We start from the raw sequence: 12480 nt of genomic DNA on the forward strand, positions 1-12480 counted from the left end.
ATGCACTGGATTGCCCTGCTCCTGCCTGAGTACGTCGTACCCACGGGTCAGACTGCGCCTCGCGACGATGCAGTTGTGCAGGACTCAATGCATGCAACCACAAGCACAGATGCCAACGCCACGCAGACACAGCGCGAGCTTTGGGTTTGGCACGCGCTGCAGTTCACGCCGCGCGTGGCCTGGATGGATGAAGCCTTGCTGCTCGAAGTAGCAGCCAGCGAGCAGCTGTTCGGCGGGCAGGCGCGACTTGTACAGCGCGTGCTGCACGAAGGACCAAGCGTCCTGCAGGCCCATGGCGCAGGCGAAACCGCCCTGTTGGCCCTGGCACGCATGCGCTGGCGCCAGCGCACAAGGCAAGAGGCACTGCAGCGCGGCAACCCAGTACCTGATGAGGCAGCTCCAACTGCGGACGCGCTGCCGCTGGCCACGCTCAGCGCCGCGCAAGCCCACACCGCCACACTGGCGCGCATGGGCTGCCGCACCTGGGGCCAGCTGCGTGCTCTGCCGCGCGGCGGTGTGGCGCGGCGATTCGGCGCTGATCTGCTGGCCGCTCTGGATACCGCCTATGGCCAGCGCACCGAGGCCTACGACTGGATCCTGCCGCCCGAGCGCTTTGACTGGGGCATGGAGTTGCCCGCCCTGGCAGAGCGCGCAAACGAGCTGCTCTGGAATGCCCAGCGCCTGCTGATCGGCCTGCGCGCCTGGTTGATGGCGCGCCAGCAGGGTGTGGTTGCCATCGAGCTGATTTGGTGCTTTGACTGGAAGCGCGCCAACGGCGTGGACTTGCCTCCAGAAGGCGGCTTGAGCGTGAGTACGGCCCAGCCCACGCAGGACATGGGGCACCTTGAACGCCTGCTGGCCGAGCGGCTGGACCGCGTTGCACTGCCCTCGCCGGTGCGCCATCTGCGTCTGCGTGTACTGGACACTCGCCCCTGGGGAGGCATCACACGTGCGCTGCTACCCGAGGACAAGCCCAAGGGTGATCCGCTGCACCAGTTCATTGAACGCCTGAGCGCACGCCTAGGCGCCGAGCAGGTACGCGTGGCCGTGGCACAGGAGGACCACCGGCCCGAGCACCAACAACGCTGGATTCCAGCCACTCAGATGCTGCCTGCACTGACCCGGGCACGGCACCCGATCTCGCGTACAGAAAAGCGCGCGGGCAAACCATCGGACCGTGAGGCCCCTCACCCGCAGGCCGACGTCCTGCTCCCCGCCTGGCTGCTCGCCCAGCCGCTGGAGCTGCCAATGCAGCGTGATGTGCCCTGCTACGGTGGCGGCCCGCTGAAGCGCCTGACGCGTCTGTACCGTATCGAGACCGCATGGTGGAGCGATGGCCGCACCGACGCACCCGCCCTGCGCGACTACTTCATTGCCCGCAGCGAGCGCGCCGGGCTGGTCTGGATCTATCGGGAGCGCCCCGCCTCGTTGGCCGAGAGCGAGGGGCAGACCCGGTTTCGCTGGTATCTGCAGGGGCTGTATGCCTGAAGCGCACCTCAAGCCGCCGTTGGTCTTCGATCTGGAAGACGAGCCGCCGCCAGCATTGCCCGCAGACGAGGCGACTGCTGCAAGGTTGCAGGCTCTGCCCGCCTATGCCGAGCTGCATTGCGTGAGCAATTTCAGCTTCCTGCGAGGCGCCTCTCACCCACAGGAGCTGGTGCGCCGCGCCTATGCACAGGGGTACGAGGCACTGGCCCTCACGGACGAATGCTCCGTGGCCGGTGTGGTGCGCGCCTGGCGTGAATGGCAGGAATACCGCGCCTTCCTGCAACGGCTGGAGGAAGACACCGGGCAGCGCTATCTGCGCCCCTTCCGTCTCATCTATGGCAGCGAATTCAATCTTGGCTGCTGGCGCCTGGTGGCGCTGGCGCGCGATCTGCACAGCTGGGGCGGACTGTGCGAGTTCATCACCCGGGCACGCCGCGCAGCTGAAAAGGGGCGCTACCACTTGGATGCGCACAGCCCCTGGGCCCTGCTGGCCGACTGCGAACTGCTGCTGGCCCCGAACAAGGCGGCGTATGCGCGCGGCACAGGTGCAGTCGGCCCGGCGCTGCTGGTCGAGCAGCTCCGGGCCGATCTGGCCTGTGCAAGTACATGGCTGGGGCGCATGCCCTGGCTGGCGGTTGAGCTGCTGCACGACATCGATGACGACCTCTGGCTGGCCACGCTGCGCGACGTCTCCATGCACACCGGCGCGGCGCTGGTGGCTGCAGGCGATGTGCACATGCATGTGCGCTCGCGCAAGCCTCTGCAGGACGTCATGACCGCCATCCGCCTGGGGCAGCGCGTGGATGCCTGCGGCTTTGCGCTGCAACCCAATGCGGAGCAGCACCTGCGCGCCCGCCAGCGGCTGGCACAGATCTACCCCGAAGATCTGCTCACCGCCACTCTTCAGGTTGCTGCACGCTGCCGCTTCGAGCTGGGCGAGGTCCGATACAACTACCCGCAAGAAACCGTACCGGCGGGCCTGAGCCCCACGGGGGCACTGCGAAAGCTGGTCATCGAACGCGCCGTGGATCGCTACCCAAACGGGATCCCGTTCAAGATCGGCCGCTATCTGATCAAGGAGCTCAAGCTCATTGCAAAGTGCGAATACGAGATGTTCTTCCTCACGGTGGCCGACATCGTGCATGAGGCCCGAAGGCGCGGCATCCTGTGCCAGGGGCGCGGCTCGGCGGCCAACTCGGTGGTCTGCTATTGCCTGAGCATCACCGCAGCCGACCCGGAGAAGTCCCACCCGCTGCTGGAGCGTTTCATCAGCATCGACCGCCGCAACGAGCCGCCGGACATCGATGTGGACTTCGAGCACGAGAGGCGCGAAGAGATCATCCAGTACATCTATGGCAAGTACGGCCGCGATCGCGCCGCACTTGCTGCCACAGTCATCAGCTACCGCACGCGCAGCGCCATTCGTGATGTAGGCGAGGCTCTGGGTATCCCTGAACCTCTGATCGACGCCTTTGCCAGCGAACACCACTGGTTCGACTCCGAACTGGCTGTACACCGCCTTGAAGAACTCGGCCGACGCGTGAATGTTCAGCTCAGCGAACACCAGGCCGGGCTGTGGCTCTCGCTTACCCGTAGTCTCATGGGCATGCCGCGCCATCTGAGCCAGCACGTGGGCGGCTTCGTGCTCACGCAGACGCCACTCGTGCGTCTGGTGCCGGTAGAAAACGCCGCCATGCCGGATCGCTGCGTGATCCAGTGGGACAAGGATGATCTGGAAAGCCTGGGGCTGATGAAGGTGGACATCCTCGCACTGGGCATGCTCAGTGCCATCCGGCGTTGCGTCGATCTGGTGGGCCAGCGGCGCGGCGTGTCCTTCACGGTGCACGACATCGTTCAGGAAGACCCATCCACCTACGAGATGATCCGCCGGGCCGATACGGTGGGTGTGTTTCAGATCGAAAGCCGAGCCCAGATGTCCATGCTGCCGCGCCTGAAGCCGCGCCAGTTCTACGACCTCGTGGTGGAAGTCGCCATCGTGCGCCCCGGGCCTATCTCAGGGGGCATGGTGCACCCCTATCTCAAGGCGCGCGAACGTCTGGCGCACGGTCTGCCCGTCGAGTACGAGCGCTCATCGCGTGAATCGCCAGATCGCCCGGCGCGGCTGCAGGCAGCGCTGCAGCGCACGCTCGGGGTGCCGATCTTCCAGGAGCAGGTCATGCAGATCGCCATGATCGCCGCCGGCTTCACAGCCACCGAGGCGGATTCCCTGCGCCGTGCCATGGCCGCCTGGAAGCGCAAGGGCGGGGTGGACAAGTTCCGCTCACGTCTGGTGGGCGGCATGCTGGCCAACGGCTATTCGCAGGAGTTTGCTGATCGCATCTTCAACCAGATCCAGGGCTTCGGCGAGTACGGCTTTCCGGAAAGCCACGCCTACAGCTTTGCCCTGCTGGCCTACCAGAGCAGCTGGTTGAAGTGCCATGAACCTGAGTGCTTTCTGGCAGCAATGCTCAACTCCCAGCCGATGGGGTTCTACCCGCCGGCACAGTTGGTGCAGGACGCGCGCCGTCACCAGGTACAGGTACTCCCTGTGGACGTATCTCACAGCACCTGGGACAGCACCCTCGAATGGCCAGCCGGTCTCGAGCATGAAGACCGCAAGGCGCAACGACCGGCCGTGCGCCTGGGGCTGCACATGGTCAACGGCCTGAGCCAGGCCGCCGGGCAGCGCATTGTCCAGAGCCGGATGCAGACCGGGTTTGCCGATGCTCAGGAACTGTCTTTGCGTGCTCAGCTCGACGTCAAGGATCTCAATGCACTGGCTGCCGCCGACGCCCTGAACTCGATTGCCGGGCATCGACGCCAGCAGGTCTGGGAAGCTGCGGCACGGGTACGCGCACCCTCCTTGCTGCGCGACGCCCCGATTGTTGAGCCCGCACTGGTGCTGCCAACGGCTCCGGAAGGCGAGGAAGTGCTGTTCGACTACGCCAGCACCGGGCTCACGCTGCGACGTCACCCGCTGGCATTGCTGCGCCCCCGGCTGGAGCGCATGCGGTTGAAGTCTGCCGTCGAATTGGCCGGACTGACCCATGGCGCCTACGCAGCAGGCTGCGGGCTGGTCACGGTGCGCCAGCAGCCGCAGACCGCTGGCGGCACCATGTTTGTCACTATCGAAGACGAAACCGGCCCTGTGAACGTGATTGTGTGGCGCCGCGTACGCGAACAGCAGCGCGACGCCCTGCTGCGCGCACGCCTGCTGGCCGTGCACGGCGTCTGGCAGCGCGATGCCGACAGCAACGGCCATGTCTGCCATCTGATCGCAGGGCGTTTGACCGATCTCACGCCCCTGCTGGGCCGCTTTGGCGATCTCGCCAACCGAAGCCGGGACTTTCACTGAGCCCGCACGCTGGAGATGCGTCGCGCACGCACAACGTCAGTCGATGAAAAGTCGTAGATCCGTGCATCTGGACGGCTGCCTCCACACCCAGTCCGCCGCAAGTCACCCAAAATCCGCCGGCGATGGCCGATCTGCGGCCAGCATCACATCAGACACACGCATCATCGGAGCATTCATGAATCACGTTCTGCGCACCCTCAGCGCCGCCAGCCTGCTGTCCATGCTGGTCACCGGCACCGCACACGCTCAGGCTGACGATCGGCCGGTCCGCGGCATTCTTGGCGCAGGCCTGACCTTCGGCGGCGAAAAGCTCGCCACCGCTCAGTTCACCAATGGCGGCAGCCAGAGCATCCGTACCGGCGGTCTGGTGCAGTTCTACGGCGGCGCAGAATTCCGCCTCGGCACACTGGTGACCGTGCAGGCCACGGCGGGATATCACGTGGATGACACCAGCGCCAGCAACGGCAGCATCCGCTTTTCGCGCTGGCCTTTGGAACTGCTGGGTCATGTGGCCGTGAACGAGCAGGTTCGCCTGGGTGGCGGCATCCGCTACATCAACGGCGCCAAGCTCAACGCATCAGGTGCAGGTAGCTCCATTGCACCGAACGTCGACTTTGACGCCACCACAGGCGTGGTCATCGAGGGTGAATATCGCTTCAGTCCGAGCTTCGGCCTGAAGCTTCGCTACGTCACCGAGGACTACACGGTCAAGGGCACCCCGTCCAAGTTCAAAGGCAACCACGTCGGCCTAATGGGCAATTTCTATTTCTGATCGCTTGCCTTCTCGCCCAGCCACGCCACCAAGGGCTGCCACTGGGCGAGATCCTTCTCCACCCTGCTGGAACCCACGTCCCAGAGGGTGAGGCCGTGCGCGGCCAAGTGAAGATAGTTCTGCGTGTCGCGCAGGCTCGTGATCGGCGTCATCTGGATGTTTTCGCAGAAGCGCTGGAAGTGCTCAGCCGAGCGTGTCCGTTCGTCCACCCGCATGCCCACCAGCCCGACACGCCCCTGACGCATTGCCGCCGGTGCAACTTCGCGCAGTTGCTCCACAAAGCGACCGGTTGCTCCCAGGTCAAACGGTGAGGGCTGCACCGGAATCACTACACGATCGGCATCGCGAATCAGCGTCGAAAGCACCGACATCGGCACCGCCGCTGGCGTATCGATCACCACATGCGTCACGCCCTTGGGTGGCCGAGCGGCCTTGCCTTCGCCCATCTCCCAGCTGCGAATGGCGGGCAGACCGGCTGGCCGCAGATCCAGCCAACTGCGTGCGGACTGCTGCACATCGATGTCGCCCAGCATGACTTGGTGCCCGCGACGGGCAAACAGACCGGCAACGTTGGTGGACAGAGTGCTCTTGCCGGCGCCGCCCTTGGGGTTGGCGATAAGAATGAGGGGCATGATCGGGCGATGAGGTTGGCGCAGCACGCTTGCGCGCGCGGAGCTTCGATGCTCGCGGCTGTGGCGGCAGGAGTCAAGACAGGGGTGGTGTACGCGGCATCAGCCCCGCGCCCGTGGTTCAACCCACTACACTTCGCCCCATGCAAGACGAACTTGAAGCCATGATCACGCGCGTCGAACGCATGGCCGACGCGCTCAAGACGGCCCGCGCCGAGAATCAGGCGCTGCGCGCCGAACTCGCCAGCAAGGCAGCTGAAGCCGGCAGCCTGCAATCGCGCCTGTCGGCTGCACGGGACCGGATCGCCCACCTTCTCGAACGCTTGCCCGGCGAGACGACCGAATGAGCAACACCGAACGCTTCACGGCCACCATCATGGGCCGCGAGTACCAACTGGCTTGCAGCTCGGACGAGAAGGCCAATCTGCTGTCGGCAGTCAACATGGTCGACGCCCGCATGCAGGAAATCCAGGCTGGCGGCAAGATCAAGGCGGCGGATCGCATTGCCGTCATGGTGGCCTTGAATCTGGCGGTCGAAGTGCTGTCGTCCAAGGGCGTGGAAGGCATCCAGGTTGGCGAGCTCAAGCGCAAGATCGAGCGGGTCAACAAGCTCGCCGACGAAGCGCTCTCCCCTCAGGAGCCCTTGTTCTGATTGCACAACATGGCGTTCAGGCAAAACGCATTGGCTGGAAACACTCAAGCCAATCCGTTTTCCCTGCGGTGTTCGCGACGAGGCCTTGATATTCCTTAACCGATGCGCTTTGCGCTAGGGTCGACAACAAGCGTGCTGGCGTGATCGCCTCTGAGTCCCGTGCTTGCATGGGGCTTTGCTGATGAACCCGAGGCATGATGAGTCGTCCCGCCCTGAACTCCGGTTCAGGATAAAAGGTCATGGCGGCACTCGCGGGGAAGCCCCAACCGGCTGCACAAGCGGACGGTTGGGGCTTCCCCGTCGCAAGGGTTTGCTTCGCAATCCCTTGCGGGGCTTAGATCCAGCCCTCCCCTCGTCCCGTCCTCAGGGGCGGGGGTTGTTCTCGAAGCGCGAAGGCACCTGCCCGGCGCGCACCCGCTTGAATCCCTGATGCCCGCTTACTGGTTGATGAAGTCCGAGCCGGATGAGTGCTCGATAGACGATGCTCTGGCCGCACCCAACAAGACCGTGCCATGGACCGGTGTACGCAACTACCAGGCGCGCAACTTCATGTGGAAGCAGATGCAGCCGGGCGACGGGGTGCTGTTCTATCACTCGAGTTGCGCCGAGCCGGGCATCTACGGCTTGGCCGAGGTGGTCGGCGCACCGTACCCCGACCCGACACAGTTTGACCCGCGCTCCAAGTATTTTGATGCCAAGTCATCGCCCGAAGCGCCGCGCTGGTGGTTGGTGGACGTCCAGGCCCGACGCAAGACAGCGCCCTTGCTGCTCACGCAGATGCGCGAGGACCCGAAGCTGGATGGTCTCGGTGTACTGCTGAAGGGCTCACGCCTGTCCATCACGCCGGTCAGCGAGGCGCACTGGCACTACATCACGACAACACTGCTCTGACAGGGGATTCATGGACTATCTCTTCCTTGGCGGCCTGCTGCTGCTCGGCGCATTCACGGGCTTTGCGGCGGGACTGCTGGGCATCGGTGGCGGCATGCTCCTCGTGCCTTTTCTGACCATGATGTTCACAGCCCAGAAGTTCCCGATCGAACACGTGGTGCACATGGCGATTGCAACTTCTCTCACAACGATCCTATTTACTTCCGTCTCATCGGTACGCGCGCATCATGCGCATGGCGCTGTGCGCTGGGATCTCATCAAGTGGCTGGGCATCGGCGGCTTTGTGGGCACGCTGCTGGGGGCGCAGATCGCCAGTCTGGTGCGCACACCCGTCTTGTCCCTGATCTTCGGGGTATTCGTCAGTTACTCGGCTTTTCAGATGCTGCGCGCAAAGAAGAAGGCGGCCGACGGCGGCAGTGGACTCCCCGGCAACGGCGGCAAATTTGGCGTGGGGACATTGATCGGCGCGATCTCCAGCCTCGTGGGCGCCGGCGGCGGCTTCATCACGGTGCCGTACCTTTCCAAGCACGGGGTGTCGATGCACCAGTCGGTCGCGACGAGTGCCGCCATGGGCTTTCCGATCGCCGCTGGTGCGCTCGTGGGCTACGTCGTCGCCGGTCAACGCTTTGCCGACGTGTTGCCTGCGCTGTCACTGGGCTTCATCTATGGCCCGGCAGTGCTGGGTACGGCCATCAGCAGCGTGCTGTTTGCGCCGCTCGGGGCGAGGACCGCTCATGGGATGGACGTATCGTCCCTCAAGAAGGTGTTCGCTTCGCTGCTCTTCTGTCTGGCTGGCTACATGCTCTGGAAGGCAGCCAGCACCTCCGGCCTGCTCAGCTGAAGCGCCCGAGCAGCCACAGCCACAGGGGCAGAGACACGCCGGCGGCGACCGTGCCAAACGAGATCACCGCCGCAACGGGCGCGGACGGCGCACCCATTCGTGCCGCGAGGATGAACGCGGACGATGCCGTGGGCAGAGCCGCGTAGGCCACGAGCACGGTCTGCGCGAGTCGGTCCAGCCCCATCAGCGCACCAATGGTCCAGGCCGCGGCCGGCAGCCAGAGCAGGCGCACGGACAGCATCCAACCGACCAGCGGTGCAGCCTCGCGGGCGCCACGCCAACTCAAACCCGCGCCTACTGCCATCAACCCCAGAGCCAGTGCCGCCTGTCCAAGCCGTGACAGTCCGGTCCAGATCGGTTCGGGCAGCTGCCCACCGGCCAGCTTGAAAGCGAGCCCGCCGACCGTTGCGAGGATCAACGGGTTCTGCGCCAGCTCACGCAACAGTGCACGCGCACTCGTGCCCCCATGTCGCACTGGCGCCAGGCCAAGCACCGCAAACACGTTGCACAGCGGCACGTTGAACGCGATGACCAGCGCAAACAGTGCGGTGGCCTGCGCAGCCGGCTCAAGCCGAGTGGCCAGGGACAGGGCCACATAGCTGTTGAAGCGAAACGCAGTTTGCGCCAACCCGGCCCACTGCGCGAATCTGGTCGCATCCGCCCTCAGCAACGGTCGCATCCACCATCCGAGCACCACGCCCGTGGCTGTGACGAGCAGACTGGCGAAGATGAGCGTGCTGGCCGCGCCGGGGTCCACAGGCGCGCGCGCCACCGCCGTGAACAACAACGCTGGAAAGAGCACGAAGTAGACGAGCCGCTCCGCGGCCTCCCAGACGTTGCGCCCGAACCACCCGGCCTGCATGAGCGTGAACCCGAGCGCAATTAGCAGCATGTCGGGGATCAGCAGGGCGAAGGTGGACATCAAGCGCGGGCGGGCGGTGGGGAGCGCTCATTGTCGAGGCACCCAAGCCCCGGGCGGCCCCCTCGCCGTCCCTGTATAATCTCGGTTTTCGCCGGTGTAGCTCAGTTGGTAGAGCAGCGCATTCGTAATGCGAAGGTCGTAGGTTCGACTCCTATCTCCGGCACCAGAACACGCAAGGCCGCCCTCGGGCGGCCTTGCTGCTTTTCGGCCGGTGAAAGCTTTAGGAGCCTGGCCGGAAAACGTCGCCGCCGCTAGCTGCGGCTGAGGTGCAGACCCTCGCGACTGCGCAGCAGGGTCCAGCTCTCATGCTCGCAACGCGGGCCATACGCCCCGGCGGCGCTCAGCTGTTCAATCATGGCCGAAAGTCTCGCCCGGGTGGGCGGCTTGGCCCCGGCGCGAGCCAGCCAGCGGCGCAGGATTACGGCCTGCACTTCGGGTGGCCAACGCATCCAGTCTGTGATCAGAAGCGTCGCAGCGTCTGGCTGGGCCGCCAACAGCTGATCACCAAACCAATCCAGAGCCGACTGCGCTTCGTGTGCCAACTCGGCTGCCCGCGGCAGGCTGCTGCCCGCACGATCATCCACGTCCTGCATCAGCGGCCAAAGGCGATGCCGAACCGCATTGCGGCGCAGGTCCGTGTCGGCATTGCTGGGGTCGTCGATCCAATCCTGGCCGATGGCGCGCATGGCCACCTCAAGCTCGCTGCGTCGCAGCGCCAACAGCGGCCGCAGGATCGTGACACCGTCATGCACAAGCTGCCGTGGCATGCCAAGTCCGAGCGGACCGGTGCCGCGCATGAGATGCAGAAGAACCGTCTCGGCCTGATCGTCCGCGTGCTGTGCAAGCAGCAGCGTTTCGATATCTGCAGTGCGGCACGCATCCAGCAGCGCCGCGCGGCGCAGTTCCCTCGCACGCTCCTCCAGATTGGGCTGGCCGCTGCCAAGACCATCCAGGCGCCGCAACGCAAACGTCGCGCCCAGTCCGGCGGCGACGGACTGCACTTGCTCAGCCCAGCGGGCCGAATCAGCCGCAATGCCATGGTCCACATGGATCGCCAGCACGCGCTGCGGACCAAGCGCCTGCACGGCTGCCCACAGCAGCGCTGTGGAGTCGCATCCGCCGGAGAAGCCGACCGCCACGCGCTTGCCCCCAGACAATACGGGCGCTGCGTTTTCGCGCAGCGCCCGGATCAGCGGTGCCGTGGCTGCTGGAAGATCAGCTTTCGGCAAGCGTCTTGAACTTCCCGTAGCTCATAAGCCGTTCGTGGCGCGCAGCCAGCAGTTCCTTGGGCTTCATGCCCTGGAACTGGCGCAACGCGTCGAGCAGCGCGCGCTTGAGCATGGCCGCCATCTGCTTGGTGTCACGGTGCGCGCCGCCTAGGGGCTCGTTGACAATGCGGTCGACCAGACCGAGCGCCTTCAGGCGATGCGCGGTGAGGCCCAGGGCCTCGGCGGCGTCCGGTGCCTTGTCAGCCGTCTTCCAGAGGATGGAGGCGCAGCCCTCGGGCGAGATCACGCTGTAGGTGGAGTACTGCAGCATCAGCACGAGGTCGGACACGGCAATGGCCAGCGCGCCGCCGGAGCCGCCCTCACCGATGACGGTGCTGATGATGGGCGTCTTGAGCTGGGCCATCTCGTACAGGTTGTGGCCGATGGCCTCGGACTGGCCGCGCTCCTCGGCGTCGATGCCGGGAAAGGCGCCGGGGGTGTCGATGAAGGTGAACAGCGGCAGCTCGAACTTCTCTGCCAGCTTCATGAGGCGCAGCGCCTTGCGATAGCCCTCCGGGCGCGGCATGCCGAAGTTGCGCATGGCGCGCTCCTTGGTGTCGCGGCCCTTCTGCTGGCCGATCACCATGCAGCTCTGGCCATTGATGCGCGCCAAGCCACCGACGATCGACTTGTCATCGGCAAAGGCGCGGTCGCCGTGCAGTTCGTGGAAATCCGTGAAGATTTCGCTGATGTAGTCCAGGGTGTAGGGGCGCTGCGGATGGCGCGCGACCTGGCTGACCTGCCAGGGGGTGAGCTTGGCGTAGATGTCCTTGGTCAGCGCCTCGCTCTTCTTCTGCAGGCGGCTGATCTCTTCGGAGATGTCGACCGCAGACTCGTCCTGCACGAAGCGCAGTTCCTCGATCTTGCTTTCAAGCTCGGAAATCGGGGCTTCAAAGTCCAGAAACGTGGTTTTCATCCGTCCTCGCAATGTGTTCTTCTATTAGTAGTCGATCGGGCCCGGGTCCAGGCTGCGCCAGAGGAACCAGGTCGCCACCGATCGGTAGGGTGCCCAGGGTTCGGCCAGCTCGGCCGCACGCCGCTTGTCCACCGGTTCGCCGCCGGCATGGTGCACGCTCAGGGCCTTGAGCAGCCCGAGGTCGTCCAGGGGCAGCACGTTCGGCCGAAGCAGATTAAAGATCAGGACCATCTGCGCTGTCCATTGACCGATACCCTTGATCTGTACCAACTCAGCAATCACCGCATCGTCCTCCATCCTCGGCCAACGGCGGGGATTGACGCGCTTGTCGGCAAAGTGCTCGGCGCAGTTGATGAAGTAGTCGGTCTTTCGGTCCGTCAGCCCACAGTCGCGCAGGGTCTGCCAGGGCGTGGACAGCACTGCCTGCGGCGTGACCTCCGGCAGCGCCGCAGCAACGCGCTGCCATACCGCGTCGGCTGCGCGCGTCGAGATCTGCTGGCCGACTATGGAACGCACCAGGGTGTAGAACGGCGCACCCCGACTCTCGATGCAGATGCCGGGGTAGGCCGCGATGATGCGTTTCAGGTGCCGATCGCGGCGGCTCAGGTGGCGCAGCGCGTCTTCCCAGTAGTCCGGGCGCTTGCGGCGCGGCATCAGCGCGAGCCTCTGCAAGCGGGTTTCTCCTCCCCACACGGGCGGCGCTTCCATCCAGAAAGGCTTTCCGCTCGTCTGGCGCGGCTTTCCAG

General features: G+C 65.1%; 12 protein-coding genes, 1 tRNA gene and 1 other RNA gene. 9 read left to right on the top strand and 5 right to left on the bottom strand.

Annotated features, from left to right (window positions below):
- From ACMDW7_RS10145 to ACMDW7_RS10155, 3 genes are all read left to right on the top strand, one after another.
- The gene (locus ACMDW7_RS10145; RefSeq protein ID WP_377300947.1) at positions 1-1488 is read left to right on the top strand and encodes a Y-family DNA polymerase; all 1488 of its coding nucleotides are present in this window, start codon (positions 1-3) and stop codon (positions 1486-1488) included.
- Positions 1481-4843, top strand: a complete 3363-nt coding sequence (locus tag ACMDW7_RS10150; protein WP_377300945.1) for an error-prone DNA polymerase — start codon at positions 1481-1483, stop codon at positions 4841-4843. The genes ACMDW7_RS10145 and ACMDW7_RS10150 overlap by 8 nt, the downstream gene beginning before the upstream one ends.
- 175 nt (positions 4844-5018) lie before the next feature.
- Entirely contained in the window at positions 5019-5615 is a 597-nt protein-coding gene (locus ACMDW7_RS10155; RefSeq protein WP_377300943.1) for an outer membrane beta-barrel protein, read from the top strand.
- Here the strand turns inward: ACMDW7_RS10155 and ACMDW7_RS10160 are convergent.
- Positions 5606-6247, bottom strand: a complete 642-nt coding sequence (locus ACMDW7_RS10160) for a ParA family protein (protein ID WP_377300941.1) — start codon at positions 6245-6247, stop codon at positions 5606-5608. The genes ACMDW7_RS10155 and ACMDW7_RS10160 overlap by 10 nt on opposite strands.
- Positions 6248-6387: 140 nt before the next feature.
- Here ACMDW7_RS10160 and ACMDW7_RS10165 point away from each other — a divergent pair, with 140 nt between their 5' ends.
- The 5 genes from ACMDW7_RS10165 to ACMDW7_RS10185 all read left to right on the top strand — a co-directional run bounded on the left by ACMDW7_RS10165 (position 6388) and on the right by ACMDW7_RS10185 (position 8628).
- On the top strand, positions 6388-6591 hold the full coding sequence (locus ACMDW7_RS10165) for a DUF904 domain-containing protein (protein WP_377300939.1): 204 nt from the start codon (positions 6388-6390) through the stop codon (positions 6589-6591).
- A complete protein-coding gene (locus ACMDW7_RS10170) occupies positions 6588-6896 on the top strand; it encodes a cell division protein ZapA (RefSeq protein WP_377300937.1) in 309 nt (102 codons plus the stop codon). Before ACMDW7_RS10165 ends, ACMDW7_RS10170 begins: the two co-directional genes overlap by 4 nt.
- 57 nt (positions 6897-6953) lie before the next feature.
- Positions 6954-7158: non-coding RNA, 6S RNA (gene ssrS / locus ACMDW7_RS10175), on the top strand.
- Between the two features lie 167 nt (positions 7159-7325).
- Complete coding sequence (locus ACMDW7_RS10180) at positions 7326-7787, top strand: EVE domain-containing protein (RefSeq protein ID WP_377300935.1); 462 nt, start codon at positions 7326-7328, stop codon at positions 7785-7787.
- A 10-nt stretch (positions 7788-7797) separates the two neighbouring features.
- Positions 7798-8628 (top strand): sulfite exporter TauE/SafE family protein, encoded by an 831-nt coding sequence (locus ACMDW7_RS10185; RefSeq protein WP_377300933.1) that lies wholly within the window; start codon positions 7798-7800, stop codon positions 8626-8628.
- On the opposite strand, the gene ACMDW7_RS10190 is transcribed toward ACMDW7_RS10185, so the two are convergent.
- Positions 8621-9550, bottom strand: a complete 930-nt coding sequence (locus ACMDW7_RS10190) for an AEC family transporter (protein WP_377300931.1) — start codon at positions 9548-9550, stop codon at positions 8621-8623. The genes ACMDW7_RS10185 and ACMDW7_RS10190 overlap by 8 nt on opposite strands.
- A gap of 90 nt (positions 9551-9640) precedes the next feature.
- Between ACMDW7_RS10190 and ACMDW7_RS10195 the strand changes: the two genes are divergently transcribed.
- A tRNA-Thr gene (locus tag ACMDW7_RS10195) sits at positions 9641-9716 on the top strand.
- Between the two features lie 85 nt (positions 9717-9801).
- Here the strand turns inward: ACMDW7_RS10195 and tilS are convergent.
- Genes tilS through ACMDW7_RS10210 form a run of 3 tightly spaced genes read right to left on the bottom strand, consistent with a single transcriptional unit; the run spans position 9802 to position 12442 of the window.
- Entirely contained in the window at positions 9802-10779 is a 978-nt protein-coding gene (gene tilS / locus ACMDW7_RS10200) for a tRNA lysidine(34) synthetase TilS (RefSeq protein WP_377300929.1), read from the bottom strand.
- The gene (locus tag ACMDW7_RS10205; protein ID WP_377300927.1) at positions 10766-11734 is read right to left on the bottom strand and encodes an acetyl-CoA carboxylase carboxyltransferase subunit alpha; all 969 of its coding nucleotides are present in this window, start codon (positions 11732-11734) and stop codon (positions 10766-10768) included. The genes tilS and ACMDW7_RS10205 overlap by 14 nt, the downstream gene beginning before the upstream one ends.
- Positions 11735-11758: 24 nt before the next feature.
- Positions 11759-12442: a DNA-3-methyladenine glycosylase family protein gene (locus ACMDW7_RS10210; protein ID WP_377300925.1), complete on the bottom strand. Its 684-nt coding sequence runs from the start codon at positions 12440-12442 to the stop codon at positions 11759-11761.
- Positions 12443-12480: the final 38 nt, after the last annotated feature.

This window comes from Piscinibacterium candidicorallinum, from assembly GCF_047549485.1.
GTDB classification, from domain to species: Bacteria; Pseudomonadota; Gammaproteobacteria; order Burkholderiales; family Burkholderiaceae_C; genus Piscinibacterium; species Piscinibacterium candidicorallinum.

Bases quoted from the DNA above. Each gene is read 5' to 3' on its own strand.
- ACMDW7_RS10145 (WP_377300947.1), top strand. From the start codon at position 1: ATGCACTGGATTGCCCTGCTCCTGCCTGAGTACGTCGTACCCACGGGT.
- ACMDW7_RS10150 (WP_377300945.1), top strand. From the start codon at position 1,481: ATGCCTGAAGCGCACCTCAAGCCGCCGTTGGTCTTCGATCTGGAAGAC.
- ACMDW7_RS10155 (WP_377300943.1), top strand. From the start codon at position 5,019: ATGAATCACGTTCTGCGCACCCTCAGCGCCGCCAGCCTGCTGTCCATG.
- ACMDW7_RS10160 (WP_377300941.1), bottom strand. From the start codon at position 6,247: ATGCCCCTCATTCTTATCGCCAACCCCAAGGGCGGCGCCGGCAAGAGC.
- ACMDW7_RS10165 (WP_377300939.1), top strand. From the start codon at position 6,388: ATGCAAGACGAACTTGAAGCCATGATCACGCGCGTCGAACGCATGGCC.
- ACMDW7_RS10170 (WP_377300937.1), top strand. From the start codon at position 6,588: ATGAGCAACACCGAACGCTTCACGGCCACCATCATGGGCCGCGAGTAC.
- ACMDW7_RS10180 (WP_377300935.1), top strand. From the start codon at position 7,326: ATGCCCGCTTACTGGTTGATGAAGTCCGAGCCGGATGAGTGCTCGATA.
- ACMDW7_RS10185 (WP_377300933.1), top strand. From the start codon at position 7,798: ATGGACTATCTCTTCCTTGGCGGCCTGCTGCTGCTCGGCGCATTCACG.
- ACMDW7_RS10190 (WP_377300931.1), bottom strand. From the start codon at position 9,550: ATGTCCACCTTCGCCCTGCTGATCCCCGACATGCTGCTAATTGCGCTC.
- ACMDW7_RS10205 (WP_377300927.1), bottom strand. From the start codon at position 11,734: ATGAAAACCACGTTTCTGGACTTTGAAGCCCCGATTTCCGAGCTTGAA.
- ACMDW7_RS10210 (WP_377300925.1), bottom strand. From the start codon at position 12,442: ATGGAAGCGCCGCCCGTGTGGGGAGGAGAAACCCGCTTGCAGAGGCTC.